General features: G+C 62.9%; 16 protein-coding genes. 11 read left to right on the top strand and 5 right to left on the bottom strand.

The window, feature by feature from the left end:
- Window positions 1-155: 155 nt before the first annotated feature.
- A complete protein-coding gene (locus tag AABB87_RS16050) occupies window positions 156-839 on the bottom strand; it encodes a nitroreductase (RefSeq protein ID WP_341972194.1) in 684 nt (227 codons plus the stop codon).
- Window positions 836-2,344, bottom strand: coding sequence for an arylsulfatase (locus AABB87_RS16045; protein ID WP_341972193.1), 1,509 nt, complete (start codon window positions 2,342-2,344; stop codon window positions 836-838). The genes AABB87_RS16050 and AABB87_RS16045 overlap by 4 nt, the downstream gene beginning before the upstream one ends.
- A 211-nt stretch (window positions 2,345-2,555) precedes the next feature.
- On the opposite strand from AABB87_RS16045, the gene AABB87_RS16040 reads away from it, so the two are divergent.
- The 4 genes from AABB87_RS16040 (at window position 2,556) to sorU (ending at window position 5,548) form a co-directional block, all read left to right on the top strand.
- Window positions 2,556-3,140: an RNA polymerase sigma factor gene (locus AABB87_RS16040; protein WP_341972192.1), complete on the top strand. Its 585-nt coding sequence runs from the start codon at window positions 2,556-2,558 to the stop codon at window positions 3,138-3,140.
- A 12-nt stretch (window positions 3,141-3,152) separates the two neighbouring features.
- Window positions 3,153-3,737, top strand: a complete 585-nt coding sequence (locus tag AABB87_RS16035; RefSeq protein ID WP_341972191.1) for a hypothetical protein — start codon at window positions 3,153-3,155, stop codon at window positions 3,735-3,737.
- Between the two features lie 94 nt (window positions 3,738-3,831).
- On the top strand, window positions 3,832-5,067 hold the full coding sequence (sorT, locus tag AABB87_RS16030; RefSeq protein WP_341972190.1) for a SorT family sulfite dehydrogenase catalytic subunit: 1,236 nt from the start codon (window positions 3,832-3,834) through the stop codon (window positions 5,065-5,067).
- 151 nt (window positions 5,068-5,218) lie between these two features.
- The gene (gene sorU / locus AABB87_RS16025) at window positions 5,219-5,548 is read left to right on the top strand and encodes a SorU family sulfite dehydrogenase c-type cytochrome subunit (RefSeq protein WP_341972189.1); all 330 of its coding nucleotides are present in this window, start codon (window positions 5,219-5,221) and stop codon (window positions 5,546-5,548) included.
- 9 nt (window positions 5,549-5,557) lie between these two features.
- Here sorU and AABB87_RS16020 read toward each other — a convergent pair whose 3' ends face one another.
- Genes AABB87_RS16020 through AABB87_RS16010 form a run of 3 tightly spaced genes read right to left on the bottom strand, consistent with a single transcriptional unit; the run spans window position 5,558 to window position 9,415 of the window.
- Window positions 5,558-6,817 carry an anaerobic sulfatase maturase gene (locus AABB87_RS16020; RefSeq protein WP_341972188.1) on the bottom strand — a complete coding sequence of 420 codons (1,260 nt, stop codon included), beginning with the start codon at window positions 6,815-6,817 and terminating at the stop codon, window positions 5,558-5,560.
- A complete protein-coding gene (locus AABB87_RS16015) occupies window positions 6,807-8,072 on the bottom strand; it encodes an MFS transporter (protein ID WP_341972187.1) in 1,266 nt (421 codons plus the stop codon). The genes AABB87_RS16020 and AABB87_RS16015 overlap by 11 nt, the downstream gene beginning before the upstream one ends.
- 17 nt (window positions 8,073-8,089) lie before the next feature.
- The gene (locus AABB87_RS16010) at window positions 8,090-9,415 is read right to left on the bottom strand and encodes a serine hydrolase domain-containing protein (protein ID WP_341972186.1); all 1,326 of its coding nucleotides are present in this window, start codon (window positions 9,413-9,415) and stop codon (window positions 8,090-8,092) included.
- Between the two features lie 130 nt (window positions 9,416-9,545).
- Between AABB87_RS16010 and AABB87_RS16005 the strand changes: the two genes are divergently transcribed.
- The 7 genes from AABB87_RS16005 to AABB87_RS15975 all read left to right on the top strand — a co-directional run bounded on the left by AABB87_RS16005 (window position 9,546) and on the right by AABB87_RS15975 (window position 16,917).
- Window positions 9,546-10,901 (top strand): MFS transporter, encoded by a 1,356-nt coding sequence (locus AABB87_RS16005; RefSeq protein ID WP_341972185.1) that lies wholly within the window; start codon window positions 9,546-9,548, stop codon window positions 10,899-10,901.
- Window positions 10,902-11,029: 128 nt separating this feature from the next.
- Window positions 11,030-11,755, top strand: coding sequence for an EthD domain-containing protein (locus AABB87_RS16000; RefSeq protein WP_341972184.1), 726 nt, complete (start codon window positions 11,030-11,032; stop codon window positions 11,753-11,755).
- 345 nt (window positions 11,756-12,100) lie between these two features.
- Window positions 12,101-12,256: a hypothetical protein gene (locus AABB87_RS15995; RefSeq protein ID WP_341972183.1), complete on the top strand. Its 156-nt coding sequence runs from the start codon at window positions 12,101-12,103 to the stop codon at window positions 12,254-12,256.
- Window positions 12,257-12,295: 39 nt separating this feature from the next.
- Window positions 12,296-12,931 carry a hypothetical protein gene (locus AABB87_RS15990; protein ID WP_341972182.1) on the top strand — a complete coding sequence of 212 codons (636 nt, stop codon included), beginning with the start codon at window positions 12,296-12,298 and terminating at the stop codon, window positions 12,929-12,931.
- Window positions 12,932-12,957: 26 nt separating this feature from the next.
- Window positions 12,958-13,560 (top strand): hypothetical protein, encoded by a 603-nt coding sequence (locus AABB87_RS15985; RefSeq protein ID WP_341972181.1) that lies wholly within the window; start codon window positions 12,958-12,960, stop codon window positions 13,558-13,560.
- Between the two features lie 72 nt (window positions 13,561-13,632).
- A complete protein-coding gene (locus AABB87_RS15980) occupies window positions 13,633-14,541 on the top strand; it encodes a hypothetical protein (protein ID WP_341972180.1) in 909 nt (302 codons plus the stop codon).
- 969 nt (window positions 14,542-15,510) lie between these two features.
- Window positions 15,511-16,917 (top strand): cytochrome P450, encoded by a 1,407-nt coding sequence (locus AABB87_RS15975; RefSeq protein ID WP_341972179.1) that lies wholly within the window; start codon window positions 15,511-15,513, stop codon window positions 16,915-16,917.

Raw genomic sequence — 16,917 nt, 5'->3', positions numbered from 1 at the left:
ATGGCACTGCGAACGAGTGCAACGATCAAACGGGCAGAGGCCTTTGCCAGTGAGCCCTAGTAAGTGATCGACTTTTCTAGTGTGACCGCTAGGCAAAGGCGCCCACTTGAGTCTCCCGATTGTCCACTTGGATGCTTGTGTCGGCGCTCTTGGGCTCAGCCGTGAAAGCGCACGCTGTCCGTCAAACTGGCGCGGCCCACACGGCATTGGTTCGCAGCCACGCCGGGGTCTTCGTAGCCGAAGGAAATGCCCAGCAGCAATTGCCGGCCTTCTGGCACGCCCAGAAGCTCGCGCAGGATGTGGGGCTGAAAACTCAGCGCCGTCTGCGGGCAACTGGCCAGGCCATGGGCCGTCAAAGCCAGCATCAAAGTCTGGGCGTACATGCCGCAGTCGGCGGCCTCGCGCAGGCCGAAGCCCGGCGGCAGGTAGATGAAGGCCGCATGCGGTGCATCGAAGCAGGCGAAGTTGCGCAGAAAGCCCGCGGCCCGGCCGGCCTTATCCTCGCGAGGAATCTGCATCGCGGCGTAGAGCTGCGCGGCCGCGTCGAACTGGCGCTCTTTGTAGACGCCGTCATAGCGGCCGTCGTAGGGCAGGTCGGGGCGGTGCTGGCTCGGATCAATGGCTGCGGCTTGCAGACGCTGGCGCAGTTGCTGCAACTGCGCACCGGAAACCACTTCGACCAGCCATGGCTGGGTATTGCAGTTGGACGGTGCGCGTTGCGCCAGCTCGAATACCTCGCGCAGCAGCGATTCGGGCACGGGTTTGGGCAGGAAGCCGCGCACTGCGCGGCGCTGCGTGATGGCCTCGGCCGTGTTCAAAAGCGTCGTGCTTGGGCTCATTGCTTGTTCGCAGTGCCTGCGCGCTCGCTGGGGTTGAGGCTGCCGCCCACCTGGCGGGGTGGGAAGGCGCGCAGGCTCATCGCGTGTTCGGTCAGCAGGTCTTGCATCTGGCCGCCGATCCAGGCCTTACGCAAAGCCAGGCGGTTGGAGTCCTTGCCAGTCGCGCTGCGCTCGTAGGGGTCCATGCGCAGATTGAAGAAGGCGAAGCTGGGCTTGAGCGGGTCGAAGAAGCCCTCACGTTCTTTGAACAGCCCCTTCCACGGGCCGATGCGTGCACCCACCAGCTCACGCTCGTTGTAGTAGACGAAGTGCTTGCGCGGGCCGGGGGCCTTGCCCTGCCAGTGTTCCAACTGGTCAATGCCGTCGATCTTGACCTTATGACTCTGCAGCAGTTGCTCATCCACCTTAGGAGCGCCGGCGGCATGGGCCAGGGTGCTGAACAGGTCGTAGTGGGTCTGAATGGCGTTGGACACGGTGCCGGGCTTGATCGCAGCTGGCCAGCGCACCAGCATGGGCACGCGGTAGCCGCCTTCCCAGGTGGACGACTTCTCGCCACGGAAGGGGGTGGTGCCGCCGTCCGGGAAAGTGAAATTCTGCGGGCCGTTGTCCGAGGTGAAGACGACGATGGTGTTCTTTGTCAGGCCCAGCTGATCCAGCTTGGCCAGGATCTGGCCGATATGGCTGTCCATCTCCATCATGCCGCTGCCAAACACATCCTCTTCCGATGAGTAAGCGGCTGCCAAATGGCGCGACTCTGGTTTCAGATGCGTGTTGACATGCATGCGCGTCGGGTTGTGCCACAGGAAGAAGGGCTGCTTGGACTTGGCCGACTCTTCCAGGAACTTGAGTGAGCGCGCCGTCGACTCGTCATCAATGGTCTGCATGCGCAGGGCCGTCAGCGGGCCTAGGTCCTTGGGCGTTTCGCCGGCGCGGGCTTCGATCACGCCGCGCGGGCCGTACTTTTTGCGAAAGGCCGGGTCCTGGGGGTAGTCCTTCTGCTCGGGTTCCTCTTCGGCATTGAGGTGATAGAGGTTGCCAAAGAAATAGTCGAAGCCATGCGAGGTGGGCAGGTGTTCGTCGCGGTCGCCCATATGGTGCTTGCCGATGTGCGCGCTGCGGTAGCCCAGCGGCTTGAGCACTTCGGCCAGTGAAGGATCGCGCTTGTCATGGCCGATGGGCGAGCCGGGCAGGCCGACCGTGGTCAGGCCGGTGCGGATGGGCATCTGGCCGGTGATGAAGGCGGACCGGCCGGCGGTGGAGGTGGGTTCGGCGTAGTGGTCGGTGAACAGCAGGCCTTCGCGCGCGATGCGGTCCAGATTGGGCGTTGGCGCCATCATGCCGTGCGTGTAGGCGCCGACATTGCTGGGGCCCACATCGTCGGCCATGATGACCAGGATGTTCGGCCGTGTGCCTGAGGCCTGCTGGGCCGAAGCTGCGTGCAGGCCGCCCAGCGCCAGGGCGAGAATGGCCGCAGCAACGCGGGTCTGGTGTAAATGCTTGCTCATCGTTGTGTCTCCTCGGAAGGCGGGGCGTTCTTGTTGTTAGTTGGCGCGTAGCTGCACCACGAAACAGCATGAGTCATGTCCATGCTACGGGTCGGGCGGGCAGCGCCGCCGCGAGATTACCCAAGATGGGCAATTCGGTGCCCGAGCCCTTGGCCCGGCGGCGAAATATTTTTTCGTGGGGATGGAATCGAAACGTCTTGCCGCTGCTCTTATGCATATGTTCGCCGCATTCCAGTCCGCAGAAAGCCGCTACCAGCAATGGGTGGCGGAGCACTATCGCTTCCTGCTGCGCAGCGCATGGGCGCTGACCGGCTCACGCGCTGTGGCGGAAGACGTGGTGCAGGATTGTTTTGCGCTGGCCTGGCGCCACCGCAAACAGCTACGCGATCCCACACTGGCGCGCGCCTGGCTGTTCCAGATCATGCGGCGCCAAGTGCAGCGCCATCGCTCGCCGGAGCAGCTACTGCCCTTGCATGAAAGCGAGGAGGCCGCCAGCGTACCGGCCCCTTGCGATGGGCTGGAGCTTCGCCTGGATGTGCTGAGCGCCATGGCGCGGCTGGCGCCCATCCACCGCGAAGTGCTGGTGCTCTATTACTTTGACGATATGCCGACCCAGCTGATGGCCGAGGCGCTGGAGATCGCGCCGGGCACGGTGTTGTCGCGCCTGGCACGCGCACGTGATGCCTTGCGCGCCGTGCTGGAACCGCCGTCGCCCGGGCGTGCGCCGGTGCCGGCACCGGCTCCCATCATGGCGCCCAGCGTGGCGCCGAGCGTCATAGCGCTGAGAAAGGTCTGAAAAGGAATCGCGATGGCCAGCAGTATCAACAAAGACGAGGACGACTTCGACCTGCGCGTGCGCATGGCCTTGCTCGACCAGACGCCGCCGTGCGAGCCGCCTAAGGCGCTGCAACGCGTCATCCCTTGGCATGCCCGGCTGCCGGCCCGTTTGGGCGGCGTGGCATTCATGCTTTTGGCACTTTTATTGCCGCTGGAGTTGATGCGGCCCGAAGCGCTGGTGCGTGACGCCATCGAGCACGAGTACTTTGAGCGCACCCTGCGCGGCCAGTTCATGTCGCCCCGCCCCTTGCTGGATCAGCTGGGTTTGGCGCCTGCCGCTGGTCTGCCTGGCTATTCGCAACTGGTGCGGCCTTGTGAGATTTCCGGGCGCGCCGCCTATCACCTGACCACCTTCTTCGAGAAGGGTGGTTTGGTGACGCTGTTTGCTTTCAAGGAGCCCACCACGCTGGCCGACGGTTCGGGCTGGTGGGGCAATGTGCATTGGCAGGTCATCCGCTCCCGCCATGGCCAGCCGCTCATTTTGGTGGCGCAGAAGCGCCAGGCGCTGGAGGCCGCGCAGCTGGCATTCAAGCAAAGCCAAGCGCCGCACTCCTGAAATTCCGAAGTTCCTGCCATCGGCGCCGTTACACACGGCGTCGGGGGATCGCTGCAGTCTGTTTCATCCAAACCAAGTAGAACAAGGAGACCCGATGTCTGACAAATCACTTCTGTCTGCGCCAGCACGGCGGCGCCTGCTCACCGGCAGCGCCACGGCCCTGGCCGCGGCTGGACTCGGCGGCTTCAGCCGCTTGGCACAGGCCAGCGGCGCTGCACCCAGCGGGCCGGCCCCCAAAGCCCTGCCGGCCTATGTGGGCTGGAAGGACGCCAACGCGCTGATCATCCACAGCAGCAGCACCATCGAAACCAAGCGCAGCGCCTTCGGTGCAGGCCTGATCACGCCGGTGCAGCAGCTCTATGTGCGCAACAACCTGCCCGCACCGGCGCCGACGATTCTGGAACAGCGCGAGGACTGGAGCCTGACGCTGGAAGGCGTGAAGTCGCCGCGTGCGTTGTCGCTGCGCGAACTCAAGAGCCTGGGCAGCGAGACCCTGCCCATGGTGCTGCAATGCTCGGGCAATGGCCGCGGCTTCTTCCCGAGCAAGCCAGCGGGCACCCCCTGGCAGGTGGGTGCGGCCGGCTGCGTGGTCTGGACGGGTGTGCCCTTGCGCACCGTGGTCGAGGCGCTGGGCGGCGTGCTGGATGGCATGCGCTTCATCACGGGGACTGGCGGCGAGCAGCTGCCAGCGGGCATCGACCCGCTGAGCATCATGGTCGAGCGCTCCCTGCCGCTGAAGGCGCTGGGTGATGCCATGCTGGCCTGGGAGCTCAATGGCGAGCCCATCACCCTGGCCCACGGTGGCCCATTGCGCCTGGTATTCCCCGGCTACACCGGCGTTAACCAGATCAAATACGTCAAACGCGTGGCCTTCACCGCCGAGGAAACTCAGGCCAAGATCATGAGCCACGGCTATCGCATCTCGCCGCCCGGCGGCAAGGCGGATCCGGCCCAGCCCTCGGTGCTGGAAATGGGCGTCAAGTCTTGGATCAACACGCCGCTGCCCGAGCAGGGCGAGCTGCGTGCCGGCCGCCATCAAATCCAGGGTGTGGCTTTTGGTGGAACGGAGGGCATTCGCAGCGTTGAAGTCTCCATCGATGGTGGCAAGACCTGGAAGCAAGCCCGTTTCACCGGCCCCGAGCTGGGCAAGTTCGCCTGGCGCCAATTCGCGCTCGCGGTGGATCTGCCGGCAGGTAGCCACGCCTTGGTGAGCCGCGCGGTGGACAAGGCTGGCCGCGTTCAGCCCGAGCAACGCATCGAGAACCTCAGCGGCTACAACAACAACAGCTGGGCTGACCATGGCGTGACCGTCACGGTTGCCGCCGCTTAGCGCCCCGCACGAGCTAAGCCCTTTTATCTGCGTATGCCCTGCGCCGCCAACGGCGCGGCAGGGCCGCGCCATGCCTGAAAACGGCCAGGCCCGGCTATTCCCCCTCTATTCCCTGAAAGCGCTCAGCGCCTGAACCCCAATGACTCCGACCATGAAAAACCGCTTTTCCATCCTGGCCCTGCTGTCCCTGTCTGCTCTGACTGGTGCCGCTCAAGCGGACGCCGAATTGGCCCTGGGCCGCAAGATATTTACCCAACAGGCCCAGCCGGCCTGTGCGCTTTGCCACACGCTGAAGGACGCCGGCGCCGAGGGTGCCATCGGCCCCGTTCTAGACGAAATCAAGCCGGATGCGGCCCGCGTGAGCCGTGCCGTCAAAGACGGCATCGGCGCAATGCCGCCCTTCAAGCAGCAGCTCAGCGATGCCGAGGTCAAGGCCGTGGCGCGCTATGTCTCGGTGGCCACCGGTGCAGCCAAGAAGTAACTTGTAAGTTCAACGCCCCAGGCGTTGACGCAGGGCCGGCATATCGGCCTGGACGCGTGCATAAAAGCGCATGAGCGCACTGCACAGATAGTTCAGGCCGGCCTCGCCATCGGGCGTACGCAGCAAGCGGTTCTTCGGGCATTCACCCCAGCACAGCTTGAGCTGCGGACAGCGGCGGCAGTAGGCCGGCAGGTTCTCGCTCTTGGCCAAGCCAAAGCGCACCTGTTTGGGCGAGAAGGCCAGGTCACCCTGGTGCTGCTCGCGGATATTGCCTAACTTGTATTCCGGGTAGACAAAGTGATCGCAGCTGTAGAGGCTGCCATCATGTTCCAGCGCCAAGGCCTTGCCGCAAATTGGGCCTGAGGTGCACATCTGCGCCGGCATGCCCAGCGACTGAGCCACGGCGGTTTCGAATAGGTTGACGTGCACGCGGCCAAAGTCTTGTGCCAGCCATTCTTCCCAAACTTCGCACAAGAACTGGCCGTAGTCTTCAGGATCCACTGACCAGTCGGTGACGATGGACAGCGGGTGGCCGGGCCGGGCCCGCTCGCTGCCCAGCTGTGGCAATTGCTCGGCCGGGATCAGCGCCGGCGCTTGTTCCTTGAACACGCGTGGCTCCACGCAGGGCGTGAACTGGATGCGCCAGCTGCCCACTTCGTCCACCAGAAAGCGGTAGACCTCGCGCGGCGCGCGGGCCACATCGCGATTGACCACGCACAAGGCCGCGAAAGGCACATCCGCCTGGCGCAGCAGCGCGGCGGCCTGCATCACCTTGTCGAACGTGGGCGTGCCGCCCTTGGTGGGCCGGTACTTGTTGTGCAGCTCGCGCGGGCCGTCAATCGACAGGCCGACATGGAAGCCCTCGCGCTTGAGGAAACCCACCCAGGCCTCGTCCAGCAGCAGGCCATTGGTCTGCAAATCGTTCTCGATGCGCTGGCCCGGCTTGGCGTGGCGGCGCTGCAGTGTCACCACCATTTCGAAGAAGGCCAGGCCCATGATGGTGGGCTCACCGCCTTGCCAGGAAAACACGACGGAATCGCCGGTATTGGCCTCGATGTACTGGCGGATGTGCTGCTCCAACAGCTCGGCATCAATGCGCGAGTTGGGCGTGTGCCCCAGCAACTCAGTTTTGTGCAGGTAGAAGCAGTAGGGGCAGTCCAGATTGCACAGTGCCCCGGCCGGCTTGACCATGGTGTGGAAGCGGTAGGCGCGGCCTGGCGGCAGGGCGGGTAACTGGCAGTTCGGCAGGCTTGAGGTCTCAGCGGGCATGGGAGGCGTGGGCTCGTTCCAGATCGTCGCGCACCGTGCGCGCGGCGCGGCCGAACAGTAGCACGGCAGGCAGGGTGATCAGCAACAGGGAAACCATGGCCCAGCGCACTGAGGCGGCACCGAATTGCGCCGCAAAACTGTCGCTCAGCACACCCGCCAGCGTCGGCCCGACACCGACCCCAATCAAGTTGAGCAGCACGATCAGCACCGACATCGACAAGCCGCGCATGCGCAGCTGCACCAGCGATTGCGACAGCGCATACGTGGGCCCGTTCAGGCCCGCCACGCAGGCGGCAAAGACCGCCAAGGCCAGCGCCACGGCAATGATGGAAGGCGCCAGCGCGACCACGCAGCCGGCCAGTGTCACGCCCAGCGCCAGGGCTGCCATCAGGTGCAGCTGGCGGCGCATGTCCGCAGCGCCAAGGCGGTCGCTGGCCCAGCCGAATAGCAAAGTGCCAAAGGCGCCGAAGCCGCCCATGCAGATGGCCGTTAGCAGGCCCACGCTGGGCAGATCAAGGCCGTGGCTGCGGATCAACAGCGAGCCGATCCATGACATCACCGCCGATGAGCTGATCGTCACCAGCACCGAGGCCGCGAACAGCTGCATCAAACTGGCCTGGCCGCGCATAAAGCGCAGCGTCACGGCCAATGGGGGCGGGGGCAGCGCGCTGACCTGGTGCTGGCCATCGCTGGCGCCGCGCACCGGCTCACGCACCAGCAGCATCAGCAGCAGGGCCAGCAGCGCGCCCAGCAGGGCCGCCACCATGAAGCCGCTGCGCCAGCCGTAGTGTGCCGCCAGCAAGGCGCCGCCCATGAAGCCACCCGCCATGCCCAACGGCACGCCCGCGTACAACACGGCCACAGCGCCGGCCCGGTGCTGGCGCGCATAGTGGTCGGCAATCATCGACACCGAGCAAGGTTGCCCGCCAGCATCCGCCGCACCTATGCCTACACGCATGCTCAGCAGTGCCAAGAAGCTGCCCGATTGACCGCAGGCGGCCACCAGCGCGCTCCAGGCCAGCAGCAGCCCGCTCAGCAAGCGCTTGCGGTTGACGCGATCCGCCAACCACCCCAGCGGAATACCCGCCAAGGCGAAGGCCACTGCATAGCTCAAGCCCGACAGCAGGCCCAACTGGGCATCACTGAGGCCGAACTCTTGCTTGACGGGCTCCATCACCACCACCATCAGCGCCCGGTCAAAGAACTGCACCGTCGCGATCAGGGTCAGGAGCATCAGGGTCAGATGTCGATGCATGGCCGGTCGCTCCAATCTCAGCGCGGTGCGCGCAGCGATTCAGTGAGGCGCTTGAGCCCGGCCAGCTGCGGCCCATCCACCAAGGCTGCGATGGGCTGCGGATGGCTGCTCAAGAGCACCACCACCAGCTCATCGTCTGGGAAGACATAAAGCCTCTGCCCATAAGCCCCCATGGCGGCGAATGAGCGCGGTGCTTGCGGGTTCACCCACCATTGGTCGCGGTAGGACCAGCCGGGGCGGGATTTCTCCAGGCCGGATGCCTTGAAGGCCTCGGTGCTGCCGCCGCGAATCAGTTGCTCAATGACTTTCTCAGGAATGATTTGTTGGCCGTCCCAGCGGCCGCGCTGCAGCAGCATCTGGCCGATGCGGCCGAGGTCGCGTGCGCTGGCGCTCATGCCGGCGAAAGCCACTTCGGTGCCAACCGGGTCCAGCATCACATTGCCCTCATGCTCCATGCCGAGGCGGCTCCACAGGCGCTGCTGCAGCCAGTCGCTGAGTGATTGCTGTGCCGCACGCGCCGCGATCCAGGCTGCCACATCGGTGGCGGCGCTGCGGTAGCGGAAGGCGCTGCCGCGCGCCTCGGGCTCCACCCGTTTGAGCGTGGGCAGCATGGCCTGAATGCCGAAAGGACTGCCTGGCTTGCGGAACTCGGGCGGCACCCAGCCCATCGCGGCAACGTAGGGAAAGATGTCCGAGCTGGGGTCGGTGTAGACCTCGGTGAAGCGCACGCCGTCGGTCATGTCCAGCACCTGGCGAACGGTAGCATCGGCCCAGGCGCTATCGGCCAACTCAGGCAGCACGGTGCCGACCTTGGCGTTCTCATCCAGGCGGCCTTCGGCAATCAAGGTGGCGCCCATCAGGCCCGCCATGCTCTTGGTGGCCGAGAACATCAGATGCGGTTCATGCGCCTGCATGCCCTTGAAGTAGCGCTCGTCGATGATGCGGCCCTTGTGCAGCACCAAGGCCGCATCGACATGGGTGGCGGCCAGCATCTGCGGCCAGGTCAGTGGCGCATCCGCGCTGCCGACTTGCAGCTGCGCCAGGCTGTCGCGGCTGCTCAGCGGCAGCTCGCGCACCGGGCCGGTGGGCTTGAGCGGGCGGGTGGGAAAGAGCTCGCGGGTATGGCGAAAAGACCAGAGCTTTTGCGGGTTCTGCTGCCAGTTGCCAATGTGCACGCGGTACTCGGGCGGTGGCGGGAAGCCCTGCATCAGTTTGCTCGGATCTAGAGCGGGCGCGGCAAGCTGCGCCCAGGCGGGCACGGTCAGGGCCAATGTCGCCATCGCTGTCACGGCGCCGGCAAGCCGGCTGGCTCGCCTCGCTAGGGCATTCGAAGGGCTCGTCATGGTCAGGTCTCCTTGCTGTTGTTGTGTTGGCATTGCGGCCTCGTGCCGGGCGACTGTAGGTCTTGCCCTCGGCCCGGCATCGTCCGCGCGGACGATGCTGTGCGCTTAGTGACGCGGCCAAGATAGGCGCATGAACCAGGCGCCACCCACAGCCCCGCCGAACGGCCAGGCGCACTCAGCTCCACGACCGCAGCTGCAACAGCAAGCCCAATCGCACTACACCTTGGCGCTGCTGACTTTGATGTCGGCCGTCGCCTTCATGGACCGTCAAATCCTGGCCGTGTTGATTCAACCGGTGAAGGCGGAGTTTGGCCTCAGCGATTTGCAAATTGGCCTGATCACGGGCCTGGGCTTTGCGCTCAGCTTTGCCATGCTCGGCGTGCCCTTGGGTCGCTTGGCTGATCGTGGGCGGCACCGCCGCTTGATCGTCGCTTGCCGCAGCCTGGGCGGCTTGTTGGCGGCCACCGGGGCGGCCGCTATGGGCTTTTGGAGCCTGATGCTTTCGCGCTGCGGCGGTGCCGTCAGCGATGCTGGCGCAGGCCCGGCTTCGATGGCTTTGTTGGCCGAGCTTTATCCGGTTGAACAGCGCTCCCGGGTGCTGAGTGTGTTCGGCACCGGTTCCAGCCTGGGCGCGCTCTTGGCCTTGTTGCTGGGCGCCTGGATTGCGCAGCAGTGGGGTTGGCGTTGGACCCTCGCCATTGTTGGTGCCAGCTCCATCGCGCTTGCGCTTTTGTTGCGCTTGAGCGTGGCGGAGCCGCAGTCAGCCAGTGACGCGTCGAACGCAGGGCGGGCCGGCCAGCAGCCCGGCGCGGTGCGCGAGCTGCTGGCCTTGCCCCTGACTCGTTGGCTTTTGCTGGGCGCAGCCTGCGCCTTTCTGGCCGGCTATGGCTTTGGCACCTGGAACTTCTCGCTGCTGGTGCGCCGCCATGGGCTGAGCTTGGCGCAGGCGGGCATGGTGTCGGCCGGCGCGGCCTTGGTCTCGGTGCTGGGTGGCTTGTGCTCTGGGGCGCTGACCGACCGCCTGGCCCGGCGCGACCCGCGCTGGCAGATCGGTATGCCGGCGCTGGGCCTGTTGTTGGCCACACCGTGTGGCCTGGCCTATCTGCTGCTGCCGCCCGGCCCCTTGCTGTTGGCAGGGCTGCTGATCTGGGCTTATGCCTTTTTTGTGATCTGGTGGGTGGCGCCGGTGTTCGCCGCCTTGAGTCTGGTGGTTGGGCCGGCGCGCCGAGCCACGGCCAGCGCGCTGATTCTGTTGACCGGTGCCTTGATCGGCAATGGCCTGGGGCCAATTGCCGCCGGCTGGCTCAGCGACATGTTGACTCGCACGCTAGCACTCAGCGGCCCCGGCGACGGCCTGCGTTGGGCCTTGGTGCTGATGGTTCTGACCTTGCTGCCGGGCGCCCTGGCTTTTGTGATGGCCTTGCGCAGCTATGGGCCCGCCTTGCAGCGTGCCCGCGCAGATGCTGCGCTGCGGGTGCAGGCGTGAGCGGACAACAGCAACAGCCTTTGCGTTAGGCCTTGCCTGCCTGCGTCTGAATTCGCAGTCGGGTTCTGGCACAAGGACTGCCCACAACCGACACCCACTACCTTTTCATCTTCACCCCTCACGAAACCATGAGCATCACGACGAGCGAAGCCCAGCGCGCCAGCGCCTGGAAGATGATCTATCTGGCGCGCCGCAACCCGCGCCTGGCCGCTGCGGACTTTGCGCAGGCCTGGCGCGAGCATTCGGCGCTGGGCCGGCAATGCCGCAATGTCGGCCAGCGCGTCAAGCGCGTCACGCAATGCTCACGCGTGCTTGATCTGCCCGCCCAGCCCGGCATCAGCCAGAACTATGACGGCGTCAATCTGCTGCTGCTGGCCGACCGTGAGGCCGCCACCGCGATTTGGAACGACCCGGAAACTCTGGCCATCATGAAGCCCGATGAGCCCCGCGTGTTCGACCGCTATGTGCGCGAGTTCAGCCTCGTCTGCGCCGAGCATGTGCTGCGCGACGGGCCGCACAGCGCCGTCGTGCTGCACGGCTTTCTGCGCCGCCGGCCTGCGCTGAGCTCAAACGCCTTTCGTCTGGCCTGGCGCGCCGCCAGCCCAGGCCGCCAACTGCTGCGCGGGGCGCTGGGCCAGGCCGACCGCTTAGTCGTCAACGAGGTGGTTGACGCGCCGCCTGAGGGCTACGAGTACGACATGGTGGTCGAGTGGTGGTTCGATTCCACCGAAGAGGCGCAGCAAGCGCTGGCCGGGCAAGACGTGCGCGCCCATCTTGCGCCCGCGCTGGCTGCACTGCTGGATGCTGACACCTCGGTCTTCGTGCTGACGCGGGTGACGCATGCGCGGCCGTGACATCCAGCGGACGGTTTGGGGATGCTCGTGGCCTCTGTTGCTGGCGGAGGTTTCGTGCCCGGAGCCGCCGTTCGCTGGTCAGCCAAAACGTCGTCGCGGAGTAGATGTGGCCTTGAGATTTAAGGCCTGACCCTCGCGCCTCGCATGCGCGGCCGTGACTGCTAGCGGACGGCTTCGTGCCCGGATCAGCCGTTCGCTTGCCAGCCAAACCATCGTCGCGGAGTAGATGTGGCCTTGAGATTTGAGGCCTGACCCTCGTGCCCCAAAGCCGTGCCTTGGGCTAACGCGAGGTACAAGTGGAAACGAGCGGGCCGACCTCGGCCACCTTGGTACGCGCTGCTATCTATGTATGAGATAGCCAGCGGCATGCGCCAAATTGTTGATGGTCACGAAACTGGTCGTGACCTCTTTGGCGACGAGGTTGTGATTGCCAGCAACAAGAGGCGGGGAAAGAGACTAAAGGCAAAGAAGGCGATGCAGCCTAACGTCGATCCCGAATGACTGAGAGAATGACTTGACCGAGCAAAGGGAGATATTGAATTGAACGAAAAGGAATGGTGGCTAGCCCCCCTAGGGGCTGGGCTTACTCTTTTGATTCTCGCCAGCTTTTTGTTGGTTGCCGCCGGGGGATGGGAGTGGTTCGCAGGCTTCCTGACTGGGCAAGCGTCTGGTTGGGCTCAGGCATTCGGTTCGATTGCCGCAATTCTGGCTGCTTACAAGATGGGGCGACATCAGATTGAAGCTGATCGCTTGCTTGAGGCTTCACGCCGAGCGGCTGAGGATTCGCGTCGACTCATGATCATCGACGCCATGCTTGCAAATGTCGGGACTAGCCTATCGCCCCTGATAGAAAAACTCCCTCAAGACCGCATCCCAGTCCGATACTTCTGTGTGGTTGATCACCTAGCACATACGTGCAAAGTCGTGAAGTCGATTGATCTTTTCCAATGTCCTTCGCCAGAAGTTGCTACAGAACTTGCATATCTTCCGACCATCTTGGACCACCTCTTTATCGCGATAGAACAGTACGACAAATCATTTGACGATTACAAAGGTGACGTAATGAAGGGGCATATCGGCCTTCAAAACTCCCTGACAGTGACCAGCATGTACATAGATAGGGCAAGAAAAGCATGTAGGAAGGCTCTTGCGGAGCTGCAGGCTGCACACGAGTAACACGGAATGCCATCAGAGGCCCTCTCATGCAAACTTCAGATCAAATCAACCTCGTCATTGCTGTCGCGACTTGTCTTTCGGTCTTAGGCTCACTGGCCGTTGCCTACCTAACACTGCACATCACCAAGGCCAATCGGCTCACCGCAGAGTTGATGAAAGAACAGCTAGAAGCCAGTACTCGCCCGTACATCCAAATCAGTCCTGCAGTACGTATAGGCTCCCAACTGATCGAGCTGCGCATTGCAAACACGGGCCAAAGCAATGCAGAGGATTTGAAGCTAGACCTTGCTCAAGACTATTACTTCAATGCAGAACCGAGCGAGGCAAAGAACATCCGCAAGTACACCGCGTTTGTTCATCCTATCTCGTCATTCTCACCTCGGGCTGAACTCGTGTTTGACTTAGGTGTGGGGCCCAAGATTTTCACCAACAGTGAGCGATGCCCTCAGCGTTTCACGATCACGGCAACGTACAAGCATGGCTCCAAGCAATACAGTGAATCGACAGCTGTTGACCTACAGCCTCTCCAGCTAACCTCGGTGCCTCATGATCCTGTCGCAGACCATCTTGAGGAACTTGTGAAAGCCGTTAAGCAAATTAGTTCAGAACTCAGGAGTCATCGAGACTGAGTAGCGAAGCTCAACGCCGTCCTCGAACATCCAGCACCCACTACTTGCCCATCGTTTGTGATCGGCCAAAACATGACCTCATTGACTCCGCCGTTTTCAGCTCGATTGGCCGGGCAGCATCGAAAGATCAACGAAGATTTCCCTGATGCGGCAAGGATCGGGCTACTGCACCTGATGTTGGACCTCGTGGAAAGAAACTACATAGCCGATTGGGCAGTTCTGGCGCGAGAACTGCACCGCATTGGCCGAAGATCGATCAAGACATACGATGTATCCTCGCTGAGAAGTATCGAAGAAGCCCAAGTTGACGTTGACTCAGTCCTGATGAAGCTGCAGTGGCCCAAAGTTTTCGACTTTTGCGAGCGACTGCACGGACACTTGGCAAACGAAGTAATTCACGAAGACAACTATGGAGGCCAAATAGTTGAGATAGCGCGAAGTGACTCCCAGGCATACATCGCCAATGAACTTCAGCGCCTTTTCTTGGAAGAAGGACTGGTTTACGAGTTTTCTGATGGCGCGGTCCGGCGTACCGGGCGCAAGCACACGGTGGACAAGCTAACCAAGTCACAGGCAGTACTTGGTGATCCACGACTGATCGATGCCCGCGGGCACTTTGATAAGGCCTTGAAGTTCTTTCGCCACGCGACAAATCCCGACCATGAAAACGCCGTAAAGGAAGCGGTCTGTGCAGTTGAGGCCGCTGGCAAAACACTGTTCCCGAAGGCAAGAGCTACAACGCTGGCCGATGTTATTCGGTGGCTGGAGCGACCATCTGAGGTCGCGTTGCCGAAGACGATTTGCCAAACGCTCACTGGCGTTTACGCCTTTCGCAGTGGCGGCGAAGGTGTCGCTCACGGAGGTGCAAACGGGGGGAAAGTCACACCAGAAATCGCTGAGTACATCCTGGCTATCTGCGCTTCTCAGATCATCCTGCTAGTCGACTTGGAAAGTGCGTCTGAAGCAGAGATTCCGTTCTAGTCATCAACTCCGAACCGGCACCCTCTCCTGTCGGTCCTTGCACATTGCCTCTTCCCAGGCCTCCCAAGTTGAATCGCTGACTTCGAGACCACGGATCGCTGGCTCACGGCGAGAGGGTCACCCATTAGCCGCCCCCGTCAAGTAGCAAACACACGCCCCTGCACCGCAAGAGCGCACTTGGTCTCCTCCTCATTCAAGACTGCATTCCCTGCTCGTCGAACTCACCGCGCACTTGGTTCTCAATGCATGGTTGCGCCGCAGCGCACCAGTCACCCATCAGGATCAAGGCTGCGCGTATTGGTTGACACGCGCGCCCCTGGCGGCTTGGGCCGCCCCAGAAAACCCTCTGTGCCGCGCCGTGTCCAATCATCGCGGGCATTGGGCCCCGCACAGGTCTTGTGGCTACGCCGCCGTGCCTCACGGTCTTGGCGCTCCAACCCCATTTGGCTCACGTGTCCGGGCATCAGGGTCAGGCCTTAAATTTCAAGGCCACATCTACTCCGCGACGACGTTTTGGCTGGCCAGCTAACGGCTGCTCCGGGGCACTCAGCTGCCTTAGGTGCGTTGCAGGCGATGTCTGCATCGGTACGACGCTTTGCCACTACGGGGCGTGCTTTCGTTCCCGCGCTGCTAGCCTAAACACCGCATGGATCAGCTGTCGGTCCACGTGTAATCGCTCCGGCCTCCGTGCAGGCGACATGTTGACGCGGGCGGTTAACGTCGTAGCCACCCGACTTGGCACCAGTAGTGGCAGAACAGCAGCTGGCAAACACAAGGCGCCTGCTTGCTTGTTGGTTGTCGCGATTCAAGGCTCGAAGCCCGAGTCCTGATGAGCTGGCAAGGCAAGACCAAGCAGCTTCATTGCCAAATGCGGGCGCGGGGAACCTGCTTGCGACGTGCAGGTTCTCGCCAGCAACAACTTTCAGTGCGCTCGTCTGGGAAGTCTAAGCAAGACGACGTATTCGTTCCTTGCCCGCGCCGCATCCTCACTGGGACAGTGCTGCCCGGACGTGCTACCCGAAATGGGTAACTGGACCCTCAGGGTCGTCTGATCGGACGATAGCCTTGCGTGGCTTCGCGCAGACCATTCACGCCTGCACGTTTGCACAGAACAGCGTCAAAGGAGACACGCGCATGGACACCACTGAAGTTGACATCGTCAGCCCTCATCTCTACGCCGACCCGGCGCTATTGCATGAGCGCATGGCGCGCTACCGGAATGAGGCGCCGGTCGCCTGGGTGGCGCAGGAGCCCTACCGCCCATTCTGGGCGGTCACCCGCCATGAGTTGATCGCTGAGGTTGAGCGGCAGAACCAGCTTTTCATCAACGAGCCTAGACAGAATCTTGTCCCGCGTGAAGTCGAGGATCGCACCATCGCCATGATGGGCAGTCGCACAGCTGCTGTCCGCACCATCATTGACATGGACGAACCGGATCACCGCAAGTACCGCAGTGTCACGCAGCAATGGTTCCTGGGGCCTGGCGTAGCGCGCTTCCAGGGCCGGGTGGAGGCGATCTGCAAACGCTGGATCGATCACATGCAGAGCCTCGGGACCGAGTGTGACTTCGCCGCCGATATTGCCAACTACATCCCTCTGTCAGTGATCATGTCCATCCTTGGCCTGCCAGAGGAGGATATGGAGTTTGTACTGCGCAGCACCCAGCAGCTTTTTGGTGCCAGTGATCCGGATATGCGCGGGGATGTGGATGACTATGGCGTGACTGTGTTCACCGAGCTGATGGCCTATCTGAGCCGCTTGGTCGAGGCGCGTCGCCGTGAGCCGACAGATGACCTCGCCAGCGTGATCGCCAATGGCATCGTTGATGGTGCCCCGATGGCAATGTTGGAAACCTTGTCCTATCTGTTGATCGCGACAACGGCTGGTCATGAGACTACCGCCTCCGCGATGGCCGGTGGCCTGCTGGCTCTGCTGCAGCATCCCGATCAGTTGCGGCTAGCCACCGAGCGTCCGGAGCTTTGGGACAGCACCGGCGCCGACGAGGTGGTGCGCTGGGTTACTCCGATTCGCCACATGTTCCGGACAGCCACTGAAGACTACGTGCTGGCTGGCCAGCAGATTCGCGCTGGTGACAACTTGTGTATGTTCTACCTGTCCGCCAATCGGGATGAGCGCGTCTTCTCGGAACCCTTTCGCTTTGATTTGCAGCGTGCCGCTGGCCGTCACTTGTCCTTCGGCATCGGCAGCCACTTTTGCCTGGGCCGCTTGCTGGCATTGACCGAGATTCGGACGTTGTTCAAGCAATTGCTGGCGCGCCTTGAATACATTGAATTGGCTGGCGAGGCTTTGCCTGCGCAAAGCAACTTCATTGGCGGACTGAAAAAGTTGCCGGTGCGTTACCGCTTCCGTGCCTGA

Source organism: Roseateles sp. PN1 (assembly GCF_038419725.1).
In the GTDB taxonomy this organism is placed as follows: Bacteria; Pseudomonadota; Gammaproteobacteria; order Burkholderiales; family Burkholderiaceae_C; genus Paucibacter_A.
This window is presented reverse-complemented; position numbering and strand designations above follow the sequence as displayed.

Excerpts from the sequence above, each read along its gene's own strand:
- AABB87_RS16050 (WP_341972194.1), bottom strand. The coding sequence starts at position 839 with ATGAGCCCAAGCACGACGCTTTTGAACACGGCCGAGGCCATCACGCAG.
- AABB87_RS16045 (WP_341972193.1), bottom strand. The coding sequence starts at position 2,344 with ATGAGCAAGCATTTACACCAGACCCGCGTTGCTGCGGCCATTCTCGCC.
- AABB87_RS16040 (WP_341972192.1), top strand. The coding sequence starts at position 2,556 with ATGCATATGTTCGCCGCATTCCAGTCCGCAGAAAGCCGCTACCAGCAA.
- AABB87_RS16035 (WP_341972191.1), top strand. The coding sequence starts at position 3,153 with ATGGCCAGCAGTATCAACAAAGACGAGGACGACTTCGACCTGCGCGTG.
- sorT (WP_341972190.1), top strand. The coding sequence starts at position 3,832 with ATGTCTGACAAATCACTTCTGTCTGCGCCAGCACGGCGGCGCCTGCTC.
- sorU (WP_341972189.1), top strand. The coding sequence starts at position 5,219 with ATGAAAAACCGCTTTTCCATCCTGGCCCTGCTGTCCCTGTCTGCTCTG.
- AABB87_RS16020 (WP_341972188.1), bottom strand. The coding sequence starts at position 6,817 with ATGCCCGCTGAGACCTCAAGCCTGCCGAACTGCCAGTTACCCGCCCTG.
- AABB87_RS16015 (WP_341972187.1), bottom strand. The coding sequence starts at position 8,072 with ATGCATCGACATCTGACCCTGATGCTCCTGACCCTGATCGCGACGGTG.
- AABB87_RS16010 (WP_341972186.1), bottom strand. The coding sequence starts at position 9,415 with ATGACGAGCCCTTCGAATGCCCTAGCGAGGCGAGCCAGCCGGCTTGCC.
- AABB87_RS16005 (WP_341972185.1), top strand. The coding sequence starts at position 9,546 with ATGAACCAGGCGCCACCCACAGCCCCGCCGAACGGCCAGGCGCACTCA.
- AABB87_RS16000 (WP_341972184.1), top strand. The coding sequence starts at position 11,030 with ATGAGCATCACGACGAGCGAAGCCCAGCGCGCCAGCGCCTGGAAGATG.
- AABB87_RS15995 (WP_341972183.1), top strand. The coding sequence starts at position 12,101 with ATGTATGAGATAGCCAGCGGCATGCGCCAAATTGTTGATGGTCACGAA.
- AABB87_RS15985 (WP_341972181.1), top strand. The coding sequence starts at position 12,958 with ATGCAAACTTCAGATCAAATCAACCTCGTCATTGCTGTCGCGACTTGT.
- AABB87_RS15980 (WP_341972180.1), top strand. The coding sequence starts at position 13,633 with ATGACCTCATTGACTCCGCCGTTTTCAGCTCGATTGGCCGGGCAGCAT.